The following is a 26,242-nucleotide window of genomic DNA, read 5'->3' on the forward strand; positions in this document are numbered from 1 at the left end:
ATGTAAAATTAACTAAAAATAATGCAGTTTGTTCGGCCGAATGTCGTGTTGAAATGCATTTTATATACGGTATTGGTGGCTTTTGCATGCTGGTTTTTTCGCGCGCAGGCTCATCAGGCGGCTCAATGGCGAGGGGCTTATTTCTCGATGGCGGCTAACCTGCCCCTTACCGGCCGCTTCCTGGTTGACACCACTGAGATAAATTATTTCGATCAATTGCCCGGCGATCAACAAGCCACTTACCGCTTTGGCCGAAGTGCAGTGAGTCAACCTACGGAGTATACGCTGATGCAGATTGGCTATGGCTACATCTGTGCGCTAGCCCGGCGGCTATGGCCCTTCGGCGGAGATGCGCAGGCCGTCATTTTGTTCCAGACCGTAGTTCATATCGGTCTGTGTATGTGGTTGCTCTGGCTGTTACCCGCTGGGTGGCGCCGACTCGTTTTTCTGCTCGGCTACGCTTGCAATCCCGTAGTAGTGAAATATGTTACCTACGATTTCTATTACTTCTGGCAGGTAATTCCCAGCTTCCTGTTTATTGCTACGTACCTGGGCTGGCGACCCGCTTGGTGGGTGGGCTTTTGGCTAGGTCCACTGATTGGCCTGCTTTTTATCTGTCGCCCGGCAATGGCGGGGGCATTGGCTGTTCTTGGTGCCTTATGGTGGTATCAACGTCAGGTTGGCTTGTTGCTGCTAACGGCAGGACTAGCTACCTGCGTAATTGCGTTTTTGTACCGTCCTGTTCTGTCGGCCCCCTGGCGACCAGTCTATGTGGGCATAGCAGCCTATCCAAATCCGTACATGAACACGTTGTCAGACAAGGCGGTGTATACTCTTTACAAAGCCCGAACTGATTTGGATTACAAGTATGGTGACTCTGAGCCGGCGCAGGAGCAGCGGCTCACGGATGTATTACAGCGAGAGGTGCAAACCCTTTGGGCTACATCACCGCTTCTGTTTGCCCGTCACGCGGTACTCAATATACTATTGGCCTTTTCAACGGGCTATGTAACGGGCGGCGGGCCGCTCAATTATGGGCTGGCTCTTCTGGGTTTGCTGGTGTTGATAGGGATGCTCATAGCCCGCCAATACGCAATTGTTCTGGCTGTGCTGGCTACTGTGGGTACGTTCGTGTTATATTATCCGCCTATTCCCGCCTACATGTACGGGGCTTACCTGTTACTGATTATGGGGTTTTTAGTACCAACTCGTAATACGTCCGCAGCTTAGCCGCTTCAGTTGCCCAGTTGTAATGATGCTCCACAGCCTGGCGTCCCCTTTTCCCCATCTGTGCGGCTTCAGCGGGATGATCGATCAGGTACGTTAAGGCATCGGCTACGGCATCGGCATCATAAGGGTCAACGCAGAAGCCGCACTGGTGGCGTTCAACAACCTCTTTATACAACGGAAAATTGGCGGTGACGACGGGCAAGCCCAAGGCCATGTACTCAAACAGCTTGGTCGTATAAGACTCGGGATAATCACCAACTGGCTTTAACAGAGCCAGACCAACTGCCGCCCCTTTGGCATAAGGAAGAGCTATTTTCTGGTCGGTATATCCGTAGAGACGAAGCTGAGTACGTACCTGCCTGTAATCAGCGTTCGCTTCGAGTGTAGCATGCGTAAACGTTTGTCGTCCGAATAGGTGTGCAAAAAACGGGGTTTGTCTGGTATTGAGTTTGGCGAAAGCAGCCAGTAGCGTATCAATGGCCCGTTCCATGCTGAGCCAGCCAATATAAAAAAAGGTGGCGGGCTGCTGGCGAGGTAAGTAAGGCCATCTGAATGGCTCCAGGAACGGTAGAGATGCGTAATTGTACACTACAACGGCGGGCTTACGCAAGTTGGTGTAAGTAGTCAGGTAGCCGTGTTCGGTAAATACGCAGTAGCAGTACCGACGGGCTAATTTATCCAGGAGCAAAAACGATTTCTTAAGAAGCCAGCCATTATTTCTGGTTTTTAGCTGCAGTTTCTTGAACAGATTCTCCTGAACTTCATAGATCAGCTTGGCACCACGCAGGCGGAAGAGAAACGCAAACGGGATAAACTCAGGTACGTAAAAATGCACCAAATTGGGCCGGAGTCGCCAGCATCGCCAGACAATCAGCGGACACGTAATGAGAATGCGCCAGATAATCTGCTCGTAGTAAGGAAGGTCAACAAAGTGAACTTCAGGGGCCGCCTGCGCGTCGGCCTTGGGAATAGCGCACCAGACGTCATAATCAGCCACCAGTGCCGGGCATTGTTTGTACACGATCCGGGGGTCATGTGGCTGGTGGGCGGTAGTAACGTGCAGTACTCTAACTAACATTGGGTGGTGCTGTCATTGGCTAACCGAGATGCGTGATGACGTGTCTACTTGAGCCCGAAAGTACGCAACTCCGTATCAATCTGACTATTCCAGCGGGCTTGCGCACCCTGGTTGATGCCGTGATTTGTTTCGCCGTCGTATTGCTGCTGTCGTAATCCCAATGCCCGGTACATCTCGATATACTGGTATTGAATGTTGCTGTTGTAATCATTGAGCGACAGGCTGTCGGGATGCACCCGCTTTCTGAAATCTTCAATGGCCAGTCGGGCAATGTCGAAATGGCGTTGTTCGTGGTTGAGCGCGTAATCGTTGTATCCGATAGACCGCACCCACGACTGACTCTTGAGCATAAACACCTTCAGTTTCAGCCGCACATTGATGTTGCCTTTATCAACGTCGCTGTGACCTTCATACGCCACGCCGGGCATAATCTGTGCGGCGTAACGAGTTAAGGCGGGTGGCGTGGCCCGGAAATCGTCCCAGGTGAGGGGGCGGGCGGGGTCATAAAAAACGGTATCGCTACTAGCGGGCGTACGGCTGTTTATGGTAGTGAAGTGCACGTTGATTTTGCTGGCAAGCGCAGGTACGTTGGCTGATTCCTTGTTCATGTAATTGTTCAGATAACGCAGCCCTTCGTTGACACTTTGCCGGATCACCTTTTCAATAACCTGCGTTTGGCCCGGTGGCCGCTGATACCGCGCATTGCCCTGGTAAGTGATCAGGGGCAGCTGTTCATCTTCGCGCTTCACATCAAAGGCCATAGTGAGGTTCAATCGCCCATTGATCAGTTCCCTGGGACCAGCGGTTTCAACAAGGCTGCCCACAGTAATGCGCAGCACGATGGGGCGAAGCGAACGGTTCTGCTTCAGGCTTCGGGTGATGTATCGATAGATGCCTGGAGCAGTGCCTCCGTCGAGATCTACGGCAGTGGCAGACTTATCGGTGCGCAGGAGCAGGCTGGCAAAAGCGCCGCGTTGCGCCCGGGCATCCTGCACGTTGTCAATATAATACTGCGTGGGTGTAAACGGCAGCGACTCTGCCTGAAGGGCAATAACCGCATCGCCAGGGGCAGTAGCTGGGGCAAAAGCTGCCACCGAAAGCAGAAATAGACAAAACAGCAATAGCCGGGAAAATAGGTTCATTGGTTACGGCAGTGCCGAAGCTCCAGCTTCGGTAGGATAGAACTAAGCATGGCAGCCAAAGCTGGAGCTCCGGCGCTATAGAATAAACGCGAAAACGAGGCCAAACGTGCTGTTGCAGATAGGCTTATCGGACTTGTTACACGGTGTTAATAAAGAGCAGGGTATCCAGCTGAGTACTAGCAGGAATAACTACGTATTTATCCCGTTTTCTTGTAACTTTCACGAGTCTACGCTGCCTTGTAGCGCGCCGATTTATAAAACGCTATACTGGTTCTTTCAACCCGATGCTGCTACGAAACCTGAATTGTATGGTGCAATCAGCTCGCCTCTGCTGGCAGGTAGGTTGCTGGATTTTGCTGGCGTACGGCCGCGTCAACGCGCAGGAGTTGATACCAAACGGCGGATTTGAAAAATACCAGAACTGTCCCCGGAAGGATAACCTACTCGAGGAGGCGGTGCCGTGGTATAATCCAAATCAGGCCACGCCTGATTTTTACAATCAGTGCTTCCCAACCAACCAAATTGAAGTGCCACCACGCACCGGCCGCGGGCTGGCCCGGTTATTTCTGGATCAGGGTTGGGCGGAGTACCTCGCCACCCCACTCGAGAAGCCACTCGAAGCAGGTACGTGTTATTACTTCGAGATGTATGTCAGTTCCCGAAACCCCAACCAGTACATAGCGGGCACCATCGGCGCGCACTTCGCGAACCAGCCGCTTACCTCGACGATCAAAAGTCTGCTGATTGCCAAACCGCAGGTGCTCGACACGCAGGTGAAAACGATTTCGGGTTCATTTAAGTGGGATAAGATCAGTGGCACCTTTGAGGCTAAAGGAGGTGAACGTTACATGACCATTGGCAGCTTCAACACACTGCCGCCCATGCTGGGCTTCTACTACGTGTTCATCGATGATATTTCACTTGTGCCAATCAATCTTGACCTTGGTAAGGATACGACCCTCTGTGGCCGACAGAGCACGCATCTGCTCAACGCCGGAACGCCCGGCGCAACCGACTACCGCTGGCATGACGGCAGCACGGCGGCAACGTACCTGGTCACCAAACCCGGCAAATACTGGGTTACGGTCACTACACCCTGCAAGGTACTGAGCGACACCATTACGGTCGATTACGCCCTGAATTTTACCCTCGGTAACGACACCACGCTCTGTAACGCGCAAACCCTGCTGCTCAACGGCCCGGCCAACGCACCCAACTACCGCTGGCAGGACGGCTCCGGCCGATCCAGCTTTCAGGTAACGCAGAACGGGACGTACACGCTGCAAATCAGTCAGGCTGGGTGTGTGGCCGCCGACACCATCCGGGTGGCCTTTATCAAGCCCCCTCAACTGGAGCTGGGTGCCGACAAGGCTCTGTGTGGGGCTGATGTGTACACCATTCAACCGGTGTTTGCCGAAGGTACTTTTGCCTGGCAGGATGCCTTCGCTGAGTCTAAGCGCACCGTCAGCCGATCGGGTGTGTACCGCGCCACGGTTACCAACGCCTGCGCCACTGCCCGCGATTCGGTCGTGATCGACTATACCGAATGTGGCTGCGTGATCTACACGCCCGACTTGTTTACGCCTAACGCCGATGGTATGAACGATATCTTTCAGCCTTTTGCCTGTGGCGATATTACTATCAAAACGCTGGCTGTCTTCAATCGCTGGGGAGAACTGATTTTCCGAACCGAAACGGCCCCGTTTCAGTGGGACGGCTTCACGAAAGGTGTCCTTACCCCCGGCGGTGTCTATGCCTGGCAAATAGACTACGAGCTGAATCAGGCCGAAAAAATTCTCCAGAAACAAAAGCAGGGCCGCCTGATTGTAGCGTATTGATGGGGAAAACTCCTTAAAAGAGCCATCGGCTCCACCGATTGTCTAGCGGCAGGTGCCGACCTGCTGCCAGACAGTACGTACATACCTACGCCGTGACCATGTTCTCTTTGCGTTCGCCGATTTGTTGCCGCCACATGGCATAATAGAGGCCGCGTTGTTCGATAAGTTCGTTGTGGCCGCCCTGCTCGACGATGTGGCCTTTTTCGAGTACAAAAATCCGGTCGGCGTGGAGGATCGTACTGAGGCGGTGGGCAATCAGGATTGTCATGCGCTGGCTCGATTCCGAGAGCGAACGAACGGTGTTGGTAATCTCTTCTTCCGTCAGCGAGTCGAGGGCCGAGGTGGCTTCGTCGAATACGAGCAGCGCGGGTTGGCGCAGTAATGAGCGGGCAATGCTGAGGCGTTGCTTCTCGCCACCCGATACCTTCACACCACCTTCGCCGATCACTGTGTCGAGGCCCTGCGGAGCGCGGGCCAGTAGCGAGTCGGCCGCCGCCTGATGCAATGCTTTCAGACAGTCTTCATCGGTGGCGTTGGGGGCTACGAATTTCAGGTTTTCGCGAATGGTGCCGGCAAATAGCTGCGTATCCTGCGTCACGAAGCCGATCTGCTCGCGTAGTTCGTCGAGGTTGATGTTAGCGCCGGTAATGCCGTTGTACAGAATTTGCCCGCTCATAGGCTGATATAAACCCACCAGCAGTTTCACCAGTGTAGTTTTGCCTGAGCCCGACGGCCCCACAAAGGCGATAGTTTCGCCCACTTTGAGATCAAACGAAATGCCTGCCAGCGCCGGTACGCTGGCCGACAGGTGTTTGAAGCGTACCTCGTCGAAGGCCAGTTTTTCGATGCGGTGGATGGCCTGTGGGTGTTCCGGTTTTTTATCGCGGGGTGTGTCGAGAATGCGCTGGAAATTGGCTAGCGATGCCTCTGTTTCGCGGTACACGTTGATGATGTTGCCCAGTTCTTGCAGCGGCCCGAAAATAGCGAACGAGTAAATGAACAGCGAGAAGAATTCGCCCACCGTGATTTTGCCCTGCACTACCAGAAACAGCATCAGCAGCATGATGGCGTTGCGCAGCAGGTTCACGAATGTACCCTGAATAAAGGACAGCGACCGGATGTAGCGTACCTTCTTCAGTTCTAGTTTCAGAATCTTAGTGGTGGTGCCGTTCAGCCGTTCGGTTTCCTGTTGGGCCAGTCCCAGGCTTTTTACCAGCTCAATGTTGCGGAGGCTTTCGGTGGTTGATCCGGCGAGGGCGGTGGTTTCAGCTACGATATTTTTCTGCACCACCTTGATCTTCTTGCTCAGCAGTGAACTTACGAAACCCAGCAGCGGAATGGTCAGGAAGTAGGCGGGGGCAATGGGCCAGTAAACGGTGGCGGCGTACCACATCACAAACACAATGCCCACGACCGAAGTAAATAGTACGTTCACGAACGACTGAATGAGCTTTTCCACATCGGTACGAACTTTCTGTAAAATGCCCAGCGTTTCGCCTGACCGCTGATCTTCAAATACCTGGTAGGGTAGTTCGAGGGAATGGCGCAGACCGTCGGTATAAAGTTGCGCGCCCAGCCGCTGCGTGATCACGTTGACGTAGTAATCCTGGAAATTCTTGGCAATCCGGCTGACCATAGCCACGCCGAGCGCCTGCAAAATAAGCCAGCCCGCCCCCTGACTCAGGAAACCCCAGAAATTGATGTCACCCCAACTTCCGCCGGGTTTCACCACAAACTGGTCGATGATTTTACGGAAAATATAAGGATCAAGCAGCGAAAAGATCTGGTTGATCGAAGCGAGCACAAGGGCTAGCGCTAACAGACCCCAGTATTGCCGCAGGTAACTGTATAATAACTTCATAAGATGTATGGAGGAGGTGGAACAAACTGCTAATGCGCCTGTCTGCCTGTGAAACCACAAACGGGTCAAAATAGTGGCAAGCCTCGCGTAACCTTGTGTAAACGTACCTGGCCCGGCCGGTCAGGTCATGGTTGATTGTGAGGCCAGGGCAATAGGGGCTCTCTTTCACTAACTACCTGTCATAAAGCTTCACAGCCACTGGCAGAGCGCTGTTCTATTCAGGCCAATACCTCTCGGTTTTGTCTACTCACTCAATAAAATAGCTCCTGTTCATCAAGACAGGAGCTATCGACACCCAAACAGTACGTTACACTACTTCCGGGAAAGGAAGCCAATATACATACGAAGCTCTTGGATAAAGAATAGAGTACGGCTTAATTGGGCTTAGAATTACCTTAGAAATCAGTACGCTGGCTCGATAGCGGGCGCTTTGGGTGTATGATGCGCATCCCGTTTATTGAACAATCGGAAGATAATCGGAAACACGAGCAGCGTTAGCACGGTAGCAGTAACCAGCCCGCCAATAACCACAATAGCCAGCGGTTTCTGCGTTTCAGACCCGATACCGGTCGAGATAGCCGCGGGTAGCAACCCAATCGCAGCCATCAGTGCCGTCATGATCACGGGACGTACCCGGGAGCGTACACCCTCACGGATGGCCTCGTCGAGCGGAATGTGGTCGCGCCGGTTCTGGTTAAATACGCTCACCAGAATAACTCCATTCTGAATGCAGATGCCGAAGAGCGCAATGAACCCTACGCCCGCCGAGATGCCGAAGTTCATACCCGTTATGTGCAGCGCCAGGATGCCTCCAATTAGGGCGAACGGTACGTTGATCAGGACCAGACCGGCATCCTTGACATTGCCGAATAAGATGAACAGGATAACAAAAATGGCCGCCAGACATACCGGTACTACCTGCCCCAACCGCTGGGTCGCACGTACCTGATTTTCGAATTCACCCGTCCAGGTGACTGAATAGCCCTTAGGCAGATTGGCCAGTTTCTTCTGAACCCGCTGCTGAGCATCGGCAATGGTGCTGCCCAGGTCGCGCTCACGTACCGAGAATTTCACGCCGATAAACCGTTTGTTGTTGTCGCGGTACACAAAGGCAGGACCCGTCAGGCTACGGATCGTGGCAATTTCGCGCAGGGGGATTTTACTGCCGCGCATAGTGGGCACCATCAGCCGCATAATATCTTCTTCGGTGCGGCGGTGAGCTTCGTCGTAGCGCACGCGGATATCAAACTTGCGTTCGCCTTCGTAGAGGGTCGAGGCCGTTTTACCGCCAATGCCCATTTCAATTACGGCCTGCGCGTCGGCAGTCGCTACCCCGTAGAGGGCCATGCGCCGTTCGTCGAACAGCACGCTGATTTCGGGCTGGCCAATGTTGCGTAGAATACCCACGTCTTTTACACCGGGTACGTCGTGAATGGCCCCGATTACGGTGTTGGCCAGATCGTTTAACGTAGTCAGATCGTCGCCGAATATCTTCACGGCGTTGCTGGCGTTCATACCCGCCACCGCTTCGGCTACGTTGTCGATGATGGGCTGTGAATAATTGTAGTTAATGCCCTGAAACTGCTTAAGTTTAAGGTCCATCTCTTCGATAAGCTCGTCGGTGGTCAGCGATTTTCCACTGCGACGTTCTGGCCAGTCGTCTTTGGGTTTTAGATTCACCTGCATCTGCACGTAATAAAAGCCCGACGGGTCGGTGCCGTCGTTCGACCGGCCCGTTTGAGAGAGCACGCCATTTACCTCCGGAAACTCGCTCAGCTTACTCCGAAGTATCCGAACCATTTTCACCGTTTCATTGAGCGAACTGCTCATGGGTAATTTGGCTTCCACCCACAGGGCACCCTCGTTGAGCTGGGGTAAAAATTCGGTCCCCAATATCGACGCCGACGCGAACGTCAATACCATGAAGGCGGTGGCGGCGATCAGGCTGATTTTGCGGTGGGTGTAGCACCAACCGAATCCGCTCATGACGATACGGTCGAAGAAATTGACCAGCGGGTTGTTCTTTTCCCGGACGTTCTTGTTCAGCAGAATCGAGCAGAGCACCGGCACCAGGGTAAGCGTAAAGAGTAACGCTCCAAGAAGTGCAAACCCCAGGGTCCAGGCGAGGGGCGAGAACATCTTGCCTTCTACTTTCTGGAACGAGAAAATGGGCAGCAACGCCGTGATGATGATTAGTTTCGAGAAGAAAACGGCTTTGCCCAGATCGCCCCCCGTCTTTTTGATTAAGCCCAGTTTGGCCAGCCGGTTGAATTTAGGCATACCGACCCGGTGCGCCATGTGGTCGAGCGACACGAAGATACCTTCCACCATGACCACTGCGCCATCGATGATAATACCAAAATCGACAGCCCCCATCGATAGCAGGTTGGCCGACATGCCCCGCAGCCGCAGACACATAAAGGCAAACAGCAGGGCCAGCGGAATAATAATCGACACAATGACAGTTGTACGCCAGTCGGCCATGAACAGAAATACGATCACCGTCACCAGGATAATACCTTCGGTCAGGTTGTGCAGTACGGTGCGGGTACAAAAACTGATGAGGTTATCGCGGTCGTAGAAGGTAACCATCTTCACGTCCGACGGTAGAATACGGGTGTTCAACTCGTCGATCTTGTCTTTCACGCGGCCCAGTACGTCGCTGGGGTTCTCACCCTTGCGCATCACCACGATGCCCTCTACCACGTCGTCATCGCCGTTCAGCCCAACCTGACCGACCCGTGGCAGGTGCGATTCGGCTACCTCGGCCACGTTTTTTACCAGTACCGGGTTGCCGTCCAGATCTTCGATGATCAGGTTCTCAATGTCGGCAACGGAGGTCAGCAGGCCAATGCCCCGTACTACGTAGGCCTGCCCGTTTCGCTCAATGACGTCGCCGCCCACGTTAATGTTGCTGCGCGTAACGGCCTGGTACACTTCCAGCGGGGTAATATCATATTTGACCAGTTGGGTCGGATTTACCCGTATCTCAACCATCCGTTCGCGCCCACCAAAGGCCACCACGTCAGCAACGCCCGCTACCGAACGCAGCTGCCGGTCAATCACCCAGTTATGCAGCGTAAGCAGGTCGCGGCTATCGCGGGTCGGGCTTTTAAGGGTAAATCGGAAAATCTCCCCGGTGGGGCCGTAGGGTGGTTGCACGTCGGGTTCTACGCCATCGGGTAACGAGATCGTTCGCAACTGGTTGTTGACCTGCTGACGGGCGAAGAAATCCTCAACATCATCTTCGAAAATAATCTTGATGATTGATAACCCGAACATGGTGATCGATCGCACGTTGGTTTTGCGCTGTACCGAGTTCATAGCCACTTCAATGGGCATGGTCACAAACCGCTCGATCTCTTCAGCCGAGCGACCGTTCCACTCGGTAACGACAATGATCTGCGTGTTGGTAACGTCTGGAAACGCTTCGAGCGGGGTATTCAGGTAGCTGACCACCCCGGCAATGACGAGCGCCGCCGTCAGGAAAAAGATGAAGAATCGGTTTCGAAGCGAGAAGCCGACGACGTTTCGTATAAAACGGTTCATAGCAAGAGGGAGAAGCAGGGGGCCAAGACCACCGGTTGGCGGGGGCGTTCGCTTTCGTTAATCGTTGAGCGCGTCGTAAACCAACAGCTGGTTGCGCGAAATGACCCGTTCACCCAGCTTCAGGCCCGACCGGATGTAGGCTACGTCGCCCAGTGATTTGAGCACATTGACCTCACGTGTTTCAATATCGGAGGGCCCCCGGAATACGAGTACAAAATGCCGCGACCGGTCGAAGATGATCGATTGGGCTGGTACAGTAGCCAGTTGACCGCCATCTTCGTAGCGCAATGTCACGGTAGCGTGCATTTCAGGCTTCAGTTTCAGCTTAGGGTTATCGAGCCGGATGCGAACAGTCAAGGCTTTTGTTTCCGGATCAAGCACCGTATACAGCTTATCTACGTGACCATTGAACAGCTCGTCGGGGTAACTCAAGGTTTGTACGCTTGCCGCCATACCCTCTTTTACCCGACCAATATCGCTCTCATTTACATTGGCCAAAACCCACACCTGGCTGATCTGCCCCACAGTGAACAGATTATTGGTGTTGTCGGAGCGGAGTTGCATTTCGCGGTTTACGTTTTTCTCAATGATGTACCCATCGATGGGGGATTTGACGGTATACGTCGACGACTTACCCACTCCATAAATCTGGTACACCTGCCGAATGCGGTTCACTTCGGCCTGCGCTTTTTCTAATTCCTGCTGGGCAATAGTCACTTCGCGCTGTGAGTTGAGTTTGGTCTCAAACAGGTCCTGGGCGAGGCGAAGGTTCTTCTGCGCCAACATCAATTCAGCCTGTGCTTGTGAGTTTTGCCGCTCAAAATCAGCTACTTCGCCCGATCGGATCGTGGCGAGCGTTTGGCCTTTACGCACAAAGTCGCCTAACTCTACATTGACATTCTCTACGTTACCACCAACCAGCGGAAATACCTTGATTACCCGGTTTTCGTCAGCTACCACTTTGCCCACCAGGGTCAACTCGCTGCGAATAGGTTGGCTCACCACCGAATCGATCTGAATGCGGTGCATCATGGTGTCGGAGAGCATAAAAGCCGCCGCCTTTTCTGCCTCGATCTTCGGCTTGCATGAAACGGCCAGCACCAACCCAGCCACAAGCACACTGTACGCGTATATAATTTTCATAAATCGATTTACTTAAAAAGGTCTTCACCTGTCAGGTAATTGAGTTCCTCGTAGGTGCCTATACGGTCGGCTTTAAGCCGATTAAGCTCCCGAATGCTTTGGTTGTAACTCTCGATCAGATCGACAAACTCCAGCAGAGTGATGTTGCCTTTACGGAAACTCACGATCACACCCTGGTTGAGCTGGTCAAACTGCTCGGTAAATCGGCCTTCTACGGCTTTCACCCGCCGGTCAACTTCCCGTACTTTCTCGAGAGCTGTTGCCACTTCATTGCTGATCTGAATTGCTTTTTGGCGTTGAAGTTGTTGCTGATAGCCTACCTGGTTACGGGCCGCCTGAATAGCCCCCTGATTGCGATTGAACACCGGTAATTCGGTCGCTAGTGACAAGCCCACGTAGTGTGGAACGTAACTGCCCGCCTGGTCGTAGGTGCCACCAACCCGTACGTCGGGTCGGGCCAGCGCCCGTTGCAGGCTCAGGTTTAGCTCAGCCTGTTTGCTCAGCGACTGGGCCACCAGCAGGTCGGGCCGGCTACGGAGCGCCATGCTGCGAAGCGTGTCATCGGCGAGGGAGGGAAGTCTGTATCGACTCAGGGCTTCGTCGATAATGCGGGGTTGAACGGGTTGCTGAACCCCCAGCAAAGTGCGCAACGTCCGCTGGTCATCGGCAAGCTGAAGCAGAATTTCGGTCCGGTCATTCTCGATCTGAAAGAGCAGTGCCTTCAATCGGACCAGTTCCCGGAGTGACACGTTATTGCGACTAAACTCTTTCTCGTAGGCGTCGACCGTCGACTGCAGAATCGTAATCTGTTGATCAAAACGAGCCAACGTTCGTTGTTGAAAATAAACGGCATAGAATCGGCTACGTAGTTCAAAGCGGAGGCCCCGAAGCAGATCCAGCAATTCGTACTGAGTCAGGCGGGTAGCTTCGGTGGCCAGAGCAATGCGTTTGTTTCGCTTGCCAGCGGTATAAAGCAACTGCTGAACGCTGATGATTTTTTCGCCCTCGCGGCCCACATCGAGTACCCGGCGTGTCTGGTTATTGAAAGAGCTTAACTCAACTGATACCGTCGGATTATCCAGTAAACGAGCCTGAATGAGCTGGGCTTGGCTGGCATCGATACGGAACCGTTCGGCCAGTAACAACAGATTATTTTGTAAGAACAGACTATCTGCCTGACGCCGGGTAAGTCGGAGTGAATCCTGTGCTTTGACAACCGACAGCGTGAGGAAAAACACTAAGGCAATAAGTACTAAGCGCATTGCGTAGGCAAAAATATGAGTACAAGTTTCGGGTAAAAACCCCCTCAACAGGCTCAAAAGTCGCTTAGAAATACCTCAGAAAAGGGATTTGTGCATTAATTCCCTTTAATGTTTTATTAAATTAATCTCATTTTTAGATCATCGATTTTGCCTGAACTGCATGGCCACACCGTTCATGCAATAACGCAGTCCGGTAGGGGCAGGGCCATCAGAAAAGACATGCCCCAGATGAGCGTCACAAACCGCACAACATACCTCAGTGCGGCCGCCATCAGGTTCGGTATAGATGGCGTTGGCAACGATGGGCGTGTAGAAACTGGGCCAGCCGGTGTTCGACTCAAACTTAGTGGCCGACGAAAACAACGGGTTCTGGCAACCCGTACAAATGAATGTACCTGGGCGGTGCTCGTGCAATAAGTCGCTGCTTCCTGCCCATTCGGTACCCCGTCCACGCATGACTACGTACTGCGCCCGTGTCAGGATCGATTCCCATTCGTCGTCAGCCTTTTCTACGCGCCGGTTTCCGGGCGAGGTCACACCCGGCGGGCGTTTATGGGGTGGCCGTGGTATGGCAACGTACCTGCCGTATAGCCAAAGGGCAATTGCCAGACCCAGCGCAAGCAGTAAAAACAATCGATTTACGTTCATATATTTAGGGGTAAATCCCCCACCTAACTAGTCATACCTCTTTCCGATGACGTTTATTTATTCGTCGAAGGCCGCTCCTGTTGCTGGTCATTACGCCCCGGCTGTTGTTCATAACGGCCTCGTGTACGTATCGGGTATTCTGCCAATAACAGCCGCCGGCGAAAAACTAACAGAAGCCCCCCTTGCCCGGCAGGTAGAAACCGTCTTTTACAACCTCAGAGCCATTTTGCTGGCCGCAGGCAGCGCCCCCGACCAGGTGCTTCAGGTGCGTATCTACGTGACTGACATCGGCGACTGGGGCGACATCAACCGCCTATATGCCGCCTTTTTTGGCGATCACAAACCAGCTCGTGCCGTAGTGCCCGTTCCTGCCCTACACTATGGCCTGAAACTCGAACTGGAAGCCACCGCCGCCGTGCTTCCTACTGCATGAACATCGACCAGCTTCGCCGCGATACTCCCGCCACCGGGCACCTTATTCATCTAAACAACGCCGGGGCAGGTTTAATGCCCACCTCGGTCAGTACTGCTATTCAATCGTATCTCGATCATGAAGCGCAGTATGGTGGCTACGAATCGGCCACGGCGTTTAGCGCGTCGTTGCAGGCCATTTACCCGGAGGCGGCTACACTGCTGCATACTCAGCCGCGAAACATTGCCCTGGCGTCCAGCGCTACCAACGCGTATGCCCAGGCCCTGTCAGCTATTCCATTTCGGGCAGCTGATGTAATTCTGACGACGAACGACGATTATATCTCGAATCAGTTTGCGTTTCTCTCGCTGCAAAAGCGACTGGGCGTGCGGGTGGTTCGGGCCAACGACTATCCTGAAGGCGGCGTTATCCCCGACCACCTGATCGAGCTGGCGCGTAGCCTGCGTCCGGTCGTGATTGCCGTTACCCACGTACCCACCAATTCGGGCCGGATTCAGCCCGTGGAAGCGTTTGGCGGGGTGGCGCGCGAAATAGGCGCCTGGTACATCGTGGACGCTTGCCAGTCGGTGGGGCAACTGGTTGTCGACGCTGAAGCAATTAGTGCTGATTTTCTGAGTTTTACGGGTCGAAAATTCTTGCGGGGCCCACGCGGTACGGGGATGCTCTACGTGTCGGACCGGGTGCTTGATGCCGGACTTGAGCCCTTATTTATCGATATGCGCGGGGCCGACTGGACCGGCCCTGACACGTACCTGCCCCAGCCATCGGCGCGGCGTTTCGAGCAGTGGGAAACGGCCCCGGCCCTGACGCTCGGTCTGGCCGAGGCAATCCGCTACGCGAATAAAATCGGGTTGCCCGCCATTGCTGAACGAAATGCGGGCCTAATGAATCAACTATATACCGGCCTAGCGAACGTACCCGGTCTGCGCCTGCTCGATAAGCCTGACCACACCGCCAGTCTATTGCTGTTCACTGTTCCGGGCCAAACCCCCGACGGGCTGCAAACGTACCTGAAGCAGCATCAGGTGAACTTCTCGATGAGTTTTACCAACTTCGCACTTATCGACTGGCAGCGCAAGGGCATCGACTGGGCGGTTCGGCTGTCGCCGCACTATTACAACACAGCCGCCGAAATAGACACCGTGACCGACCTGCTTGCAACATACCTGCGCAGCCAGTAAGCACTATGACGATCGACGAAGTACAGGCGTTTTTGGCCGCTGAGGCCGCTGCTTTTAACCAGTTTGCTACCCCATTCAGCGAAGCGACCTTTGCGGAACGGCCAGGTAGTCGCTGGTCTGTGGCTGACACCGCCCAACATTTGTACCTATCATCAAAACCAGTGCTCAGACTGGTAGCCGGCCCGCGCGATGTGTTTGCGCAATGGGGAGAAGCTGTGCAAAAGTCGCGCTCATACAGCGAAGTTGCCGCCATGTACCGCCTACGGCTGGAAGCAGGCCAGAAAGCCCCCGCCAACCTATCGCCTCGCCCCGACGATGTTCCAGCCGACAAAGCCACTAGGCTGGCCCGGCTGACCGATACGGACCTGGGGCTGGCTAGTCAATTGACCGGGTGGTCAGAGGATGAGCTGGATCGGTACCAGATTCCGCACCCGGCGCTGGGGTTAATCTCCGTGCGTGAGATGTTGTATTTCGTTGGTATTCACACCCGGCATCACATCGCCGTGCTGCAAGCCTACTAGTTCAACACGTTGGTCAACTGCTTAATGGCGTCATTCTGGCTATCTAACGACTGACGTGTCTTTTTGCCATAAGCTTTAACCGCCTCAGTGGTGCCGTCGTCGTCGAGGTCATCAGCCACGCTGGCCGACTTTTTCGACACTTTACCGAGTTCGTCCAGGTATTTCAGGTCGAATTCGGTGCCTGCTTTCGTGTTCTTCAAATCTTCCACGCGGTCTTTACCTTCTGAGGTAAGCGTAGCGGGAAGCTGTAGGCTCAGCGACCGGGCCAACTGCACCAGCTCATTGTCTGACTGCCGATTGCCATCGAGCACTTTGCGGGCGTAATTCTTAACCTGCGGATTAGTAGCCCGTTGCAGGGCTAGTTCGCTGAGGCTACGGGCGGTAATGTTCATGCCCGCCAGATCGGCTATTTTCTCGGCCATCTTAATGGCGTCGTCCTTGGCGTCTTTGCTGATGGCGGCCGACTGGCTCTCAATGCGTTGTTTGTTGGCCTCGTCTACTTTGTCAGTACTGTCTTTGGCGCAGCTCGACATTAAGGCTAACAGGCTGATCGCCAATAGGAAAAGGCTGACCGTACTGATGCCAATCAGGCCGGACCGTGTTGCTGAATTTTTCATGGTTGTTCATAACGTTGTTCTATGTCAGAACACCACAAAAGCCTGGTTGTTTGGGCGACTATTGATCGGGAGACGATTGACGCGGCCTTTAAGCAAGGCTACCGGACCAGCAACAGCGTCAGCCACGCCTCGCGAACCTGGTTTTGTGCCAATAGTTGGTGGGCCCGGTGATGCAGCACATCGGGTAGGTACTGGCAGCCGTTCCGGGTATCGTCGGCCAGTTGGCGCAGGGCGTCGGTTTCGCCGTAGTTACGTACCTCGTCGTCGGTAGGTAGCGCCTCAAAGCTGGCTAGCTTACCCAGATCATTTCCCGTCAGAATGCGGCTGGTTCGGAGCGTGGCGGGCAACTGATCGTAGCCAATACCCTGTTTGGGGCGGGCTACTTCAAACAGCGCGTCGCCATTGGCCCGCACGTACCAATCGGCCCCCATCCGCCCGATCAGGTCGATTTTTCGGGGATCGATCAGGCCATTGTCGGTAAAAATGTCGTCGCTGAAATGCCCGACCACCACTTCGGCCAGCACCAGTGTACCTGCGCCCGGCTCGGTGCCCGTGGGAATAAGCTGGCGCACCACGCACTCAAACGCAGCAGGAGCTTCGGCTATACGTGGCGGACGTACCTGCGTAGAGGGGACTTCGGTAAAGCCTGCTTTGGTAAACTCGTTCACGTGGCGGTCATATTCGGCACTGGCCAGCGACATTTGCTCAACCATGCTGTAGTTCACGATGTTGATCACGACCTCGCCCGTTTCTTCAATATTCAGCAGGGTATGCTTTTTCTCACCGCGCCGGTTGATGTTGGGCGACAGCATGATCATGGGTGGGTTGGAACCAACAACGTTGAAGAAGCTGTAGGGGCTTAGGTTAACATGGCCCTCTTTGCTGATGGTACTGGCAAACGCGATAGGGCGGGGGCCGACGGCACCAATCAGGTACCGGTAAAATTCGAGTTGAGGAAGTGTGTTGGCGGCAATGGTTTTCATGCCATCGTAAACGCCGGCAAAAGCGAGAAAGTTACTGGCAGACCAATTTCACCAGCGGCCCCGCACGTAGTAGTGGTATTCGAGGCTGGCACCGAACGTGGCGCTCATCGATGAGCCGCGCAGGTCACCATAGCGACCCAGACCCGGAATGTACGGCGTTTCGGGACTGTCACGAAGGCGGCTCCGCCAGAAACTGTTGATTCTGACCACAAAGCGGAACATCGAGGTTGGCCCTAACCGAATACCCTGACTACTCTGGAATTCAAGCCCGCCGGCAACGCCTCTGTTTGTTGGTAACGCGGACTGATAGGGGCTAAACGCCGGACTCGGAATAGTAACCGTTCCCTCGGTTTGCCAGCCCGACGTGGTAAGCAGTAACCCCAGAAAATGATCGGTCGCAATCCGGTATTCAGCGCCGGCTTTCAGGAAACTGCCCGTCATCGACAGCGACGCATTCCCGAACGGAGCGTCCGTGAAGCGGGTGAAGCCGGGTTGTAGCACCCATGAAAAGCGTTTGTTAGCCATTTCGATACGAAGTGACGGCTCAATTGTGAAAAAGGATTTGTGTTTGAACGGGAAGTTTGCTCCTTTGCCGCTCAGTGCGGGAATAAGCGTTTTGCTAAGGTCGAGACCCAGTACCAACCGCCGCTCGGGGCCGGGATCGGCGGTGAGCTGAGCCATTCCCTGTTGCGCGCTACTCAGCAACGTACCCAGCAGGCAGAGTGTAGTTAGTCTGTTTCTCACAGGCGTAACCGAATTTTAGCCACTGTTTTCTGATACCCCGCATCAATGGCGCCGTACAGCGTGTCGGCAAACGCTGGTTCGGTGGGGAGGGCTGTCTGCACCGTTCCAATGGTCGACTCGGCTATAGGCCGCCCATTTGGCTGGTCAATGTCGACCGTATAGCCGCATTCCTGATCGCCATACGTCAGTTTCAGGGCATAATTGATGGTGAGCGTGTCTGACTTACCATTAAGAGTAAACGTGTAGCGGGTTTGCCGGGCGTTTAAATTCAGGGGCAGCACAAACAAGGCCTGTCTGTCCTGTTCCAGCGTGTAGCGGCGCTTGATGGTGTAGGCAGACGATACCAGATCTATGATCGTCAGGTTGGTCAGCGTTTGTGAGGTCGGCGATGTAACACGTACCTGAATAACCGGGTCGGCTTGCAGGCAGGGCGACCCTTTGCAGGCTATTAGCGCCCAAAGGCACGCTCCCCCCGCAAGGAGGTAAAAGAAATAGCAGATAAGGCGGTTCTGCATTGGCTTACAGGGTAACCACGAAGTTGACCTGGAAACTGGCAGCCACCCCAGCCTGACGCTCAGTTTGCCAGTCGACACCCGACAGGTGGGGCGGACGCAGGTTATTGACCATCCCCGCTTTAGCCAGTATGGTGCCCCGCAGTACCGGGCGCAGCGACAGGCGCTTACTCAGCGGAATCAGGGCGCCGATATGACCTTCGGCCCCGATTGCCAGCCCCGCCCGCCGACCGATAGATTCCTGATAATCACCGAAAGTGGGTCCGTTGAACAGAAATGAGCCCGCTCCTGACCAGCCCGACAGCAGCCCGCTATAGCCTAGAATGAGGTATTGATTGGTGTGTTCGACCCCTACCCGAACGTGCGCGCTGTGGCCGGTCTGGTAAATGTTTCGCTGCAACGTACCCCCATAGGCAACGTACCCGGCGTTGATGAACAGAGCCCGATTGGGTTTGTTCAGGTCTTTGCTGGGTACATAAAGCGTCATCGAAATCGGGTGGACGTAGGTAGCCGGTGTATCGTGCTGGTTTCCTGAATACGCAAACCACACTGCCTGATACAGATCGAGCCCTATACTGGGGCGGAGCGACGCCCGTTGCCGGGCAATGGCATCGGAGTAGAGCGGAATCGAGTCCTGTGCCTGCCCCGTGAGGGCATAGAACAGACCTAAAAAAAGGAGCAGGCTGTTTCTCATGGCCAGACTAATTCAGCGGTGATGCCCGTATCCTGTGCGCTGCTCGGAATAGTCAGTGTACGAACAAGCGTAGGTTGGAAGAGGACCGATCGAACCGAGCCGCGCGTTGTCTGCACAATGTCGGTGTTGGAAACGGGTTGTCCGTTGCTGAGTTGGGGGGCGGTCAGGTTAACAATGTAGCCGCAGTCAACATCTTCGTACGTAAATACCCGGCGGTACTGCACCGTGATGGTATCACGCCCGCTGGCATTGATCAACTCGTAGCGCGATTTATCGGCAGTCAGGTTAACGGGTAATGTTCCTTCGTACACGGTTCCGCTCACAGGCGACGCAATCACGGTGGGTAATTTAATAGCCGCTGCGTTGGGCAGGGCGTCGAGGGCGCGGATAGCGGTGATCGGTAAGGGCCCCTGACTGACAAGGCGTAGCCTTAGGTTAGGTTCGCCCGATGGCCCGCAGCTTTTGCGGCAGCCTGTCAGGGTGTAAACCAATCCCATAAACAGCAAAAAGTACAGTTGTTTCATGGTCGTTGAGAAGCAGAAAACGTTGGCGTATCAGCTAGATTCCAAGGTACTAAAAAGGGTTGTAATCTAGATAAAACCCCGATCTTGTTACCGAATAGGAGTTTTGGGCCTGTTTTGACTTTAGTATTGAAACATACACTACGATGAAAAAGCCACTGCTTTCTGCCGGTCTGTTCTTGCTGGGCACCGCTGCAATCACGGCCTTTACGGCCCCTAAACCTAAATGGACTCCGTTGTTCGACGGTAAAACGACATCGGGCTGGCATAGCTTTCACAAAACCGGCGTTGTTGGCTGGTCAGTAGAAGATGGAGCCCTGACGCCCGACGGTACCGGCGGCGATCTGGTAACCGATAAAGAATACGAAAACTTCGACTTCGAGTTTGAATTCAAACTGCCCAAAGGCAGCAATAGCGGCGTGATCTACAAGCTGCACGATACGCCCGATCTGGCTAGTACCTATATGTCGGGTCCTGAATACCAGGTAATCGACGACCGGGGCTACGAGTGGCTCGACAAGAACGGAAAGCGAATGCAGTTGGCTAAGACGCAGTTGACCGGGGCCGCCTACGATATGTATGAACCTACCGATCTGAATCAGATCAAACCCATTGGCGAATGGAACAAAGGCCGGATCGTAGTTAACAACAACCACGTAGAGCACTACCTGAATGGTAAAAAAGTGGTCGACTACGAATACGGTAGTACCGACTGGAAAGAGAAGCTGGCGAAGAGCAAATTTGCCAAATGGCCGTACGCTACCCCCCATGCAAAAGGCAGCATTGCGTTTCAGTCACACAGTCCTGATGAGAAAGTGTGGTACCGTAATGTCCGGATCAAAGAGTTATAAGCCCCAAAGCTATTACTCGTAAAAAGGGCGTTTAGCTGCTAATATAGGCAGCTAAACGCCCTTTTTACGAGTAATACAGGTAACAGAAGAAGGCTAGCGGTTAAGCGCTAACTCACGGCTAAGCGGTCCATCAATGTTATCGATCATGCCTCTGTAAATGATTCGCTGTGACGGATCGAGGATGATCACCGTTGGGAAAGAATTCACTTTGAACAGGTCAATAAGCGATTTGCTTTCGGCGAGCAACACCGGGAAGGTGTATCCATCTTTTCGAATGGCCCTGACGGCCTGACCAGGCAAATCGCGCGACAAAGGAATATTAACGGCGAAGAACTTGACTTTCGAGTTGTGTTCGTATTGCGTGTGAAAGCGCTGCAGCTTGGGGAATTTTTTAAAGCAGGTAACGCAGCTTGTGTTCCAGAAGTCGAGCACCACAAATTGGCCTTTTAACGATGTTGACGAAATCGACTGGCCGTCGGCACCGATTAGGGTAAACGGCGCAACTTCTTCGTTGACCAGCCCACTGTAACTTCCGTAGTATACTTTGTTGGCCCACCAATCATAGCCCGATAAACTACCCCACATGACTAACAGGCTGAATAAGGGGAGGAAAACGACCTTCCATTGCCTGTTGATGCCGTTTAGGAGTAGGCCTGCGAAAATACCGATGAAATGAGCGACCGAACTTGGTAGCGCGTACATCGTGTTGGTAAAGTCGAGTATGTGTAAAGGCACATAGATGAGCAGCAAAGGCAGCAAGAGCAGGCTTGTCACGTTGAGCTTACTGCGCGTAGTATCCGTATTCCTCAGCAAATAATACGTGAGGAAGCAGTAAGCAAAACTGGCAATACTAAACTTAATATGGTGCCCACCAAAACCGCCAAGCGGAATCAGGAGAAGCAACAACACCAAGGACGAAGTACTGATGAGCAAGTATTTCTTCATAAAACTGCCTGTTTAACGTTGCCTACTCTACATTGACTTTTACTTGGATAGCGTGAATAAATGGCTTCTTATCCGATCGGAGTACAATACTTTTATATAAAGGCCCCGCTGACTTTTTGTCAAATTTGCTATAGTAAGTAGCATTTATTGTGCCAGCTTCTGACGGCTTCAACACCGCCGGATAATTTTTGACTTTTATACAACCACACGTACCCCGTATGTCGGCAACTTTTGCCTCGTTATCAGTCGGGTTCTTAACGTCAACTACAAAATCGATAGAATCACCACTGCTGACAGCACCTAGATCGATGGTGTCTTTCGGAAAAAAAGTGGTCGATGTCGGCTTCGACTGGCAGCCAAGAAAAACAAAACACATCAGCACATAGCTGATGTGTTTTTTGGTGCTTATTGACCTCATTACAAATGAGTTGATTGGCAGAAGTGTCAGGTTAGATGATCCGGTCGCAGCTGCCGTTGCAGGTATACACGAACAAAGTGCCACAGCCCTGAATGTTGCAGGAAGGAATATACGTGCAGCCGTAACCTTCGCCGCAATAGCTCGAAGAGGTAGCGCAGTTACAATTGGTGCCTGTAGAAGGGGAGGCTTTTAACGGAGTGACCTGTTTTTTCCCAGCCTCAAGTGGCGTTAACGACGCAACGATGTCGCGCAGCGCTTCTTCGCCAAATAGGGCTTTGCCCTTAGCCGTCCAGGTCGACAGGAAGTCGACACGCTTGCGGCCCAGCGGTGAGTTCACATACAGCTCCGGTGTCATGTTGGCAACCAATAGCTCAAGGTGGTCTCTTTGCTCGCTAGACAGCGACAATTGCTGCATTTGTTCAGTAATCCGCTTTTTGAAGATAAATACTTTCTCTTCTTTGGACAGCATCTCGGTGAAGACGATTTTCTGAACCTGTTTTTCAGAAATAGACTCGACTTCTTTAACCAACTCGAGATTTACACCCTCGGGTACTGCTATAGACGGCGTGGCCTCCTGAACGTTACAACCTAATAGCGCAATCAAAAAGAAGGCTATTGAAACTAGTGTCAACTTGGAAGTAGAAAATTTCATGACCGGAAACGGTTTGTAAATAAATAGGTTAGACTAAAACGGATGGTAGATATTATAAAATATGGACTTACTAGAGATATAGCAATTTCCGGTCCAAAAAATAAGTTCCGTCTAAACTAGTGAAAGAAATTATTTAATGTAAAGTAAAAAATGGTTACTTACAGTTTGTTTCCGAGGTTTCGGAGCCACATGTCGACTAACACCAAAGCTGCCATTGCTTCAACGATTGGTACAGCACGGGGCACAACACAGGGATCATGGCGGCCTTTTCCACTGACAACAACAGCGTTGCCATCTGAGTCAACACTCTCCTGATCCTGCATAATAGTAGCTACAGGCTTAAATGCAGTGCGGAAATAAATTGTTTCACCATTTGAAATACCGCCCTGAATACCCCCTGACTGGTTTGTGCGCGTACGTACCTGGCCCGCTTCGTCCGTATAAAACTCATCGTTATGCTGTGACCCGTATAACTCTGCTCCGGCAAAACCGCTACCATACTCAAACCCTTTGACTGCATTAATGCTTAACATCGCTTTGCCAAGTTCGGCATGAAGTTTGTCAAAGACAGGTTCGCCCCAGCCGGCCGGTACACCCGTAATCACGCAATCGACTACACCCCCGATGCTATCACCATTTTTGCGGGTCTCGTCGATAAGGGTAAACATGCGTTCGGCGGTTTCCGGGTCGGGGCAGCGCACAGCGTTTTCTTCGGCCACTGCCAGGTTCATGTCTGCGTACGTTTTCTCCAATTTCAACTTACCAACCTGCGAAACATAGGCCTGCACAGAGATACCCTGTCGTTGCAAAAGCAACTTCGCCACGGCACCCGCCGCTACCCGCGCGGCTGTTTCGCGCGCCGATGATCGCCCACCGCCCCTGTAATCGCGGGTGCCGTACTTCGCCTGATAAGTGTAGTCGGCGTGGCTTGGTCGAAATTGCTTGGCAATGTGTCCGTAATCTTTACTGCGCTGGTCAGTATTACGAATAAGAAGCGCAATAGGAGTACCTTGAGTTTGGCCGTCAAAGACCCCCGATAGGACCTCGAATTCGTCGGCTTCGCGGCGCTGCGTTGTAATGCGTGACTGTCCGGGCTTGCGCCGGTCTAGCTCAGCCTGAATAAAAGTGGTATCAAAAGAAAGGCCAGCCGGGCAGCCGTCGATGGTAACGCCAATGGCTGCTCCGTGCGATTCGCCAAATGTGGTAATTCTAAAGAGAGTTCCGTATGTACTGCTCATGGAAGGGGCTCTTCTGCTCCTGATTATCTGTTGCGTTGCTACTCTCCGATGTATTTCGGTAGCGGGACAACCGAGTACAGAGGACTGAAGACGGTTTCTTATTTGCGTGCAAAAACAAACAACGTACCTAGGATCATCAGGATGATTAGGACGTTGGCCATAGCTCGAATCAGTACAGGCCAGTTGATGAACTGCTCTGTACTCTCAATCTGTTCCAATCCGGCATAAATCGATGGGCGACCAGTACCATCGAGGGTGTCAGAAGGAACAATGCCACGTGCCAGGCCGTCGGATGCCTCCCCCACTGTCAAAACTGTTTGAGGGCGTAAGGTGTCGTAGCGGCCTGATTGGGGGTCGAAGTAAACCCAGAAAAATCGTTTGGCCAACGTTAAGGTCCCTTTTTGCTTTGGGATCAGAAAATATCGGAACGACTTGTAGCCGCTTACCTGATCACCAGTACGCCCAATATAACTCTGAACTTGAGGGGGAAATACATCAAGCTCTTCGCTCGATGCTTCTATTTGGGGGGGCTGTATACCTGCAATATTTCCCTCCCCCTCTAACCGGATATCGTACCGTACCGATTGCCCAACCGCTACCTGATTGTGATCTAAATCGGTAACCAGTCTGAACGTACCTACAGCCATTTGGCCGGGCATTGCCACGTCTGATAAGCGGGGAAGGGGACGTACCTGTACGTTAACGGGAAGACTGGTGAAAGTGACCCGTTCGGCCCTGGACGTTGCAGCAGGCGCAGCCGGGCTGCTTTGCGAACCGGGAATGGCAGCTACTGGAGTACTGACCAATTGGCGGGATACTGTGAGCGGCAGGGCGGGGAGTGTAATCTGCCGAACAGCGCCAGTTTGGGTAGCCAGAAAAAAGAACGTAGACTGGTATAGTCGGTATTCAACGTATTTACGCCCGTTTACTACTACAGGTACGCCTTTCAATTCGCTGATATTATCATTTTCCTCCCAGGCGTTGGCGGGTTTGAGTTTTCTGACAATGGTGGCTACCTGTTGCTCGAGCTGATCAAACTTCACCTCGTATGGATAGTTATCAGCGACTAAAAAGGACAGCCTGACCTGCAACCCTTGCCCTGTGTAAAGAACTGTCTGATTGACCGATGTTTGCAGAAAGGCGGCTTGTTTGTCATTCTTTGCCTTGGCTGCTGTGAGCGCAGCGGCAACCTCGGCAGGTGAGCTGACAGCCCGGACGGTTAGTGTAGTCCCTGATGATCGAACTGTGAGCCCATCGACTGACAGGCTAAACGGAGGAACGCGAATTGTGCCCGCACGAGTCGCCAGGTACGTTTGCGTAATTAACTGATCTACTACTTCACGCCCATCGGCCTCACTGCGGGTTGTGCTGCGATTGAGTCCCTGCTTAACAAGGCCCGGAATGTCTGGAAAAGCAACGGTAGGCCGCGAGTCGCTGTTATGAATCAGTAACGAAATAGTAAAAGACCGTTCAATCGGAAAGTCAGTCGCGCTGAAAGCAATAGCTAGCTGGTTATCAGTATTTTGGGCAAAAGAAGGGGTATATTCATGAAAATATAATACAAGGAATACTATAAATACTACAAGTCTCATGTAATTTTGCTGGCAACATTTGAGTACCTACCCCGTTACAATGATAACGAGTATACCTGATTCAACACCATATTCCTCTACCTTACTGTTTAACCCAAAAACGACGAATGCAGTATGGCTTCCATGCTTGAATACGTTAAAATGATTCTGCAAAAGGTCAGCTTTGACCGTCAGTTGTTCGAAAAAGAATTGAAAAAGGCCCTCCATACGCTGGTGGGTGACGAAGTGAAACAGCTTAAAGCATGGTGCTACGCTCAGTTTGGTCGTATGTATCGTGTGGTACTGAATCGCTGCTTTTCGCGCTATCGATTTGGCCGCGCTGGTTTGGCGTAGCGCCCATGATTCGTAATCAGTGAAGCCTTCTCAGCGTTGAGAGGGCTTTTTTTTGCCTGACAATCTGTCGTGTAGACCGAATTTGGGATAGTTTTTGAACGGGCAGGGGGCGTGGGGCGTAGGGGATGGGTCGGCTTTGCGTAAGCAATACCCCCTGCCCCAAGCCCTGTGCCCCACGCCCCGCGCAACTATTCCCTTAGAACTACGGGCATTATCCGTTAATTTTGTAAAAAACGTAAACACGAGTTGGTGCGCT

25 protein-coding genes are annotated in these 26,242 nt (G+C 53.0%); 7 read left to right on the top strand and 18 right to left on the bottom strand.

Annotated features, from left to right (window positions below; all coding sequences use genetic code 11):
• The first annotated feature begins 75 nt into the window (after positions 1 to 75).
• Positions 76 to 1,230 (top strand): LTA synthase family protein, encoded by a 1,155-nt coding sequence (locus F7231_RS17795; protein WP_166692897.1) that lies wholly within the window; start codon positions 76 to 78, stop codon positions 1,228 to 1,230.
• Here F7231_RS17795 and F7231_RS17800 read toward each other — a convergent pair.
• Both F7231_RS17800 and F7231_RS17805 read right to left on the bottom strand, forming a co-directional pair.
• Positions 1,187 to 2,308, bottom strand: coding sequence for a glycosyltransferase (locus F7231_RS17800; protein ID WP_166692898.1), 1,122 nt, complete (start codon positions 2,306 to 2,308; stop codon positions 1,187 to 1,189). The genes F7231_RS17795 and F7231_RS17800 overlap by 44 nt on opposite strands.
• Positions 2,309 to 2,352: 44 nt before the next feature.
• Positions 2,353 to 3,450 carry a DUF922 domain-containing Zn-dependent protease gene (locus F7231_RS17805; protein WP_166692899.1) on the bottom strand — a complete coding sequence of 366 codons (1,098 nt, stop codon included), beginning with the start codon at positions 3,448 to 3,450 and terminating at the stop codon, positions 2,353 to 2,355.
• A gap of 308 nt (positions 3,451 to 3,758) precedes the next feature.
• On the opposite strand from F7231_RS17805, the gene F7231_RS17810 reads away from it, so the two are divergent.
• Positions 3,759 to 5,288, top strand: coding sequence for a T9SS type B sorting domain-containing protein (locus tag F7231_RS17810; RefSeq protein ID WP_166692900.1), 1,530 nt, complete (start codon positions 3,759 to 3,761; stop codon positions 5,286 to 5,288).
• Between the two features lie 85 nt (positions 5,289 to 5,373).
• On the opposite strand, the gene F7231_RS17815 is transcribed toward F7231_RS17810, so the two are convergent.
• From F7231_RS17815 to msrB, 5 genes are all read right to left on the bottom strand, one after another.
• Complete coding sequence (locus F7231_RS17815) at positions 5,374 to 7,149, bottom strand: ABC transporter ATP-binding protein (protein ID WP_085411874.1); 1,776 nt, start codon at positions 7,147 to 7,149, stop codon at positions 5,374 to 5,376.
• 402 nt (positions 7,150 to 7,551) lie between these two features.
• A complete protein-coding gene (locus F7231_RS17820) occupies positions 7,552 to 10,698 on the bottom strand; it encodes an efflux RND transporter permease subunit (protein WP_085411875.1) in 3,147 nt (1,048 codons plus the stop codon).
• Positions 10,699 to 10,755: 57 nt separating this feature from the next.
• On the bottom strand, positions 10,756 to 11,841 hold the full coding sequence (locus tag F7231_RS17825; protein ID WP_085411876.1) for an efflux RND transporter periplasmic adaptor subunit: 1,086 nt from the start codon (positions 11,839 to 11,841) through the stop codon (positions 10,756 to 10,758).
• Between the two features lie 8 nt (positions 11,842 to 11,849).
• Positions 11,850 to 13,103, bottom strand: a complete 1,254-nt coding sequence (locus tag F7231_RS17830) for a TolC family protein (protein ID WP_166692901.1) — start codon at positions 13,101 to 13,103, stop codon at positions 11,850 to 11,852.
• A 138-nt stretch (positions 13,104 to 13,241) separates the two neighbouring features.
• Entirely contained in the window at positions 13,242 to 13,751 is a 510-nt protein-coding gene (msrB, locus tag F7231_RS17835; protein WP_166692902.1) for a peptide-methionine (R)-S-oxide reductase MsrB, read from the bottom strand.
• 46 nt (positions 13,752 to 13,797) lie between these two features.
• Between msrB and F7231_RS17840 the strand changes: the two genes are divergently transcribed.
• From F7231_RS17840 to F7231_RS17850, 3 genes are read left to right on the top strand one after another with little or no spacing between them, the layout of a single operon-like run.
• Positions 13,798 to 14,184, top strand: coding sequence for a RidA family protein (locus F7231_RS17840; protein ID WP_166692903.1), 387 nt, complete (start codon positions 13,798 to 13,800; stop codon positions 14,182 to 14,184).
• Positions 14,181 to 15,365, top strand: coding sequence for an aminotransferase class V-fold PLP-dependent enzyme (locus tag F7231_RS17845; RefSeq protein WP_166692904.1), 1,185 nt, complete (start codon positions 14,181 to 14,183; stop codon positions 15,363 to 15,365). The genes F7231_RS17840 and F7231_RS17845 overlap by 4 nt, the downstream gene beginning before the upstream one ends.
• A gap of 5 nt (positions 15,366 to 15,370) precedes the next feature.
• Positions 15,371 to 15,886 carry a DinB family protein gene (locus tag F7231_RS17850; protein ID WP_166692905.1) on the top strand — a complete coding sequence of 172 codons (516 nt, stop codon included), beginning with the start codon at positions 15,371 to 15,373 and terminating at the stop codon, positions 15,884 to 15,886.
• Here F7231_RS17850 and F7231_RS17855 read toward each other — a convergent pair.
• The 6 genes from F7231_RS17855 to F7231_RS17880 all read right to left on the bottom strand — a co-directional run bounded on the left by F7231_RS17855 (position 15,883) and on the right by F7231_RS17880 (position 19,960).
• A complete protein-coding gene (locus F7231_RS17855; RefSeq protein ID WP_166692906.1) occupies positions 15,883 to 16,503 on the bottom strand; it encodes a DUF4142 domain-containing protein in 621 nt (206 codons plus the stop codon). The two genes, F7231_RS17850 and F7231_RS17855, sit on opposite strands and share 4 nt — an antisense overlap.
• Positions 16,504 to 16,601: 98 nt before the next feature.
• Positions 16,602 to 17,486: a flavin reductase family protein gene (locus F7231_RS17860; RefSeq protein ID WP_166692907.1), complete on the bottom strand. Its 885-nt coding sequence runs from the start codon at positions 17,484 to 17,486 to the stop codon at positions 16,602 to 16,604.
• A gap of 48 nt (positions 17,487 to 17,534) precedes the next feature.
• The gene (locus F7231_RS17865) at positions 17,535 to 18,230 is read right to left on the bottom strand and encodes a hypothetical protein (protein ID WP_166692908.1); all 696 of its coding nucleotides are present in this window, start codon (positions 18,228 to 18,230) and stop codon (positions 17,535 to 17,537) included.
• The gene (locus tag F7231_RS17870; protein ID WP_166692909.1) at positions 18,227 to 18,745 is read right to left on the bottom strand and encodes a hypothetical protein; all 519 of its coding nucleotides are present in this window, start codon (positions 18,743 to 18,745) and stop codon (positions 18,227 to 18,229) included. The genes F7231_RS17865 and F7231_RS17870 overlap by 4 nt, the downstream gene beginning before the upstream one ends.
• A gap of 4 nt (positions 18,746 to 18,749) precedes the next feature.
• A complete protein-coding gene (locus F7231_RS17875; RefSeq protein ID WP_166692910.1) occupies positions 18,750 to 19,436 on the bottom strand; it encodes a hypothetical protein in 687 nt (228 codons plus the stop codon).
• Complete coding sequence (locus F7231_RS17880; RefSeq protein WP_166692911.1) at positions 19,433 to 19,960, bottom strand: hypothetical protein; 528 nt, start codon at positions 19,958 to 19,960, stop codon at positions 19,433 to 19,435. The genes F7231_RS17875 and F7231_RS17880 overlap by 4 nt, the downstream gene beginning before the upstream one ends.
• A 143-nt stretch (positions 19,961 to 20,103) precedes the next feature.
• Here F7231_RS17880 and F7231_RS17885 point away from each other — a divergent pair, with 143 nt between their 5' ends.
• The gene (locus F7231_RS17885; RefSeq protein WP_166692912.1) at positions 20,104 to 20,808 is read left to right on the top strand and encodes a 3-keto-disaccharide hydrolase; all 705 of its coding nucleotides are present in this window, start codon (positions 20,104 to 20,106) and stop codon (positions 20,806 to 20,808) included.
• Between the two features lie 93 nt (positions 20,809 to 20,901).
• On the opposite strand, the gene F7231_RS17890 is transcribed toward F7231_RS17885, so the two are convergent.
• The 5 genes from F7231_RS17890 to F7231_RS17910 form a co-directional block, all read right to left on the bottom strand.
• The gene (locus F7231_RS17890) at positions 20,902 to 21,753 is read right to left on the bottom strand and encodes a TlpA family protein disulfide reductase (RefSeq protein ID WP_085411889.1); all 852 of its coding nucleotides are present in this window, start codon (positions 21,751 to 21,753) and stop codon (positions 20,902 to 20,904) included.
• Between the two features lie 22 nt (positions 21,754 to 21,775).
• Complete coding sequence (locus tag F7231_RS17895) at positions 21,776 to 22,171, bottom strand: DUF1573 domain-containing protein (RefSeq protein ID WP_166692913.1); 396 nt, start codon at positions 22,169 to 22,171, stop codon at positions 21,776 to 21,778.
• Between the two features lie 31 nt (positions 22,172 to 22,202).
• The gene (locus tag F7231_RS17900) at positions 22,203 to 22,823 is read right to left on the bottom strand and encodes a bacteriocin fulvocin C-related protein (RefSeq protein ID WP_166692914.1); all 621 of its coding nucleotides are present in this window, start codon (positions 22,821 to 22,823) and stop codon (positions 22,203 to 22,205) included.
• Positions 22,824 to 22,981: 158 nt separating this feature from the next.
• On the bottom strand, positions 22,982 to 24,061 hold the full coding sequence (gene aroC / locus F7231_RS17905; RefSeq protein WP_166692915.1) for a chorismate synthase: 1,080 nt from the start codon (positions 24,059 to 24,061) through the stop codon (positions 22,982 to 22,984).
• 98 nt (positions 24,062 to 24,159) lie between these two features.
• Positions 24,160 to 25,653 carry a BatD family protein gene (locus F7231_RS17910; protein WP_166692916.1) on the bottom strand — a complete coding sequence of 498 codons (1,494 nt, stop codon included), beginning with the start codon at positions 25,651 to 25,653 and terminating at the stop codon, positions 24,160 to 24,162.
• A 114-nt stretch (positions 25,654 to 25,767) separates the two neighbouring features.
• Between F7231_RS17910 and F7231_RS17915 the strand changes: the two genes are divergently transcribed.
• Positions 25,768 to 25,986 carry a hypothetical protein gene (locus F7231_RS17915; RefSeq protein ID WP_085411894.1) on the top strand — a complete coding sequence of 73 codons (219 nt, stop codon included), beginning with the start codon at positions 25,768 to 25,770 and terminating at the stop codon, positions 25,984 to 25,986.
• The last annotated feature ends 256 nt before the right edge of the window (positions 25,987 to 26,242 follow it).

Origin of the sequence: Fibrivirga algicola (genome assembly GCF_011742925.1) — a bacterium.
In the GTDB taxonomy this organism is placed as follows: domain Bacteria; phylum Bacteroidota; class Bacteroidia; order Cytophagales; family Spirosomataceae; genus Fibrella; species Fibrella algicola.

Coding starts and splice junctions, on each gene's coding strand:
- F7231_RS17800 (WP_166692898.1), bottom strand. CDS start 2,308: ATGTTAGTTAGAGTACTGCACGTTACTACCGCCCACCAGCCACATGAC.
- F7231_RS17805 (WP_166692899.1), bottom strand. CDS start 3,450: ATGAACCTATTTTCCCGGCTATTGCTGTTTTGTCTATTTCTGCTTTCG.
- F7231_RS17810 (WP_166692900.1), top strand. CDS start 3,759: ATGGTGCAATCAGCTCGCCTCTGCTGGCAGGTAGGTTGCTGGATTTTG.
- F7231_RS17815 (WP_085411874.1), bottom strand. CDS start 7,149: ATGAAGTTATTATACAGTTACCTGCGGCAATACTGGGGTCTGTTAGCG.
- F7231_RS17820 (WP_085411875.1), bottom strand. CDS start 10,698: ATGAACCGTTTTATACGAAACGTCGTCGGCTTCTCGCTTCGAAACCGA.
- F7231_RS17825 (WP_085411876.1), bottom strand. CDS start 11,841: ATGAAAATTATATACGCGTACAGTGTGCTTGTGGCTGGGTTGGTGCTG.
- F7231_RS17830 (WP_166692901.1), bottom strand. CDS start 13,103: ATGCGCTTAGTACTTATTGCCTTAGTGTTTTTCCTCACGCTGTCGGTT.
- msrB (WP_166692902.1), bottom strand. CDS start 13,751: ATGAACGTAAATCGATTGTTTTTACTGCTTGCGCTGGGTCTGGCAATT.
- F7231_RS17840 (WP_166692903.1), top strand. CDS start 13,798: ATGACGTTTATTTATTCGTCGAAGGCCGCTCCTGTTGCTGGTCATTAC.
- F7231_RS17845 (WP_166692904.1), top strand. CDS start 14,181: ATGAACATCGACCAGCTTCGCCGCGATACTCCCGCCACCGGGCACCTT.
- F7231_RS17850 (WP_166692905.1), top strand. CDS start 15,371: ATGACGATCGACGAAGTACAGGCGTTTTTGGCCGCTGAGGCCGCTGCT.
- F7231_RS17855 (WP_166692906.1), bottom strand. CDS start 16,503: ATGAAAAATTCAGCAACACGGTCCGGCCTGATTGGCATCAGTACGGTC.
- F7231_RS17860 (WP_166692907.1), bottom strand. CDS start 17,486: ATGAAAACCATTGCCGCCAACACACTTCCTCAACTCGAATTTTACCGG.
- F7231_RS17870 (WP_166692909.1), bottom strand. CDS start 18,745: ATGCAGAACCGCCTTATCTGCTATTTCTTTTACCTCCTTGCGGGGGGA.
- F7231_RS17875 (WP_166692910.1), bottom strand. CDS start 19,436: ATGAGAAACAGCCTGCTCCTTTTTTTAGGTCTGTTCTATGCCCTCACG.
- F7231_RS17880 (WP_166692911.1), bottom strand. CDS start 19,960: ATGAAACAACTGTACTTTTTGCTGTTTATGGGATTGGTTTACACCCTG.
- F7231_RS17885 (WP_166692912.1), top strand. CDS start 20,104: ATGAAAAAGCCACTGCTTTCTGCCGGTCTGTTCTTGCTGGGCACCGCT.
- F7231_RS17890 (WP_085411889.1), bottom strand. CDS start 21,753: ATGAAGAAATACTTGCTCATCAGTACTTCGTCCTTGGTGTTGTTGCTT.
- F7231_RS17895 (WP_166692913.1), bottom strand. CDS start 22,171: ATGAGGTCAATAAGCACCAAAAAACACATCAGCTATGTGCTGATGTGT.
- F7231_RS17900 (WP_166692914.1), bottom strand. CDS start 22,823: ATGAAATTTTCTACTTCCAAGTTGACACTAGTTTCAATAGCCTTCTTT.
- aroC (WP_166692915.1), bottom strand. CDS start 24,061: ATGAGCAGTACATACGGAACTCTCTTTAGAATTACCACATTTGGCGAA.
- F7231_RS17910 (WP_166692916.1), bottom strand. CDS start 25,653: ATGAGACTTGTAGTATTTATAGTATTCCTTGTATTATATTTTCATGAA.
- F7231_RS17915 (WP_085411894.1), top strand. CDS start 25,768: ATGGCTTCCATGCTTGAATACGTTAAAATGATTCTGCAAAAGGTCAGC.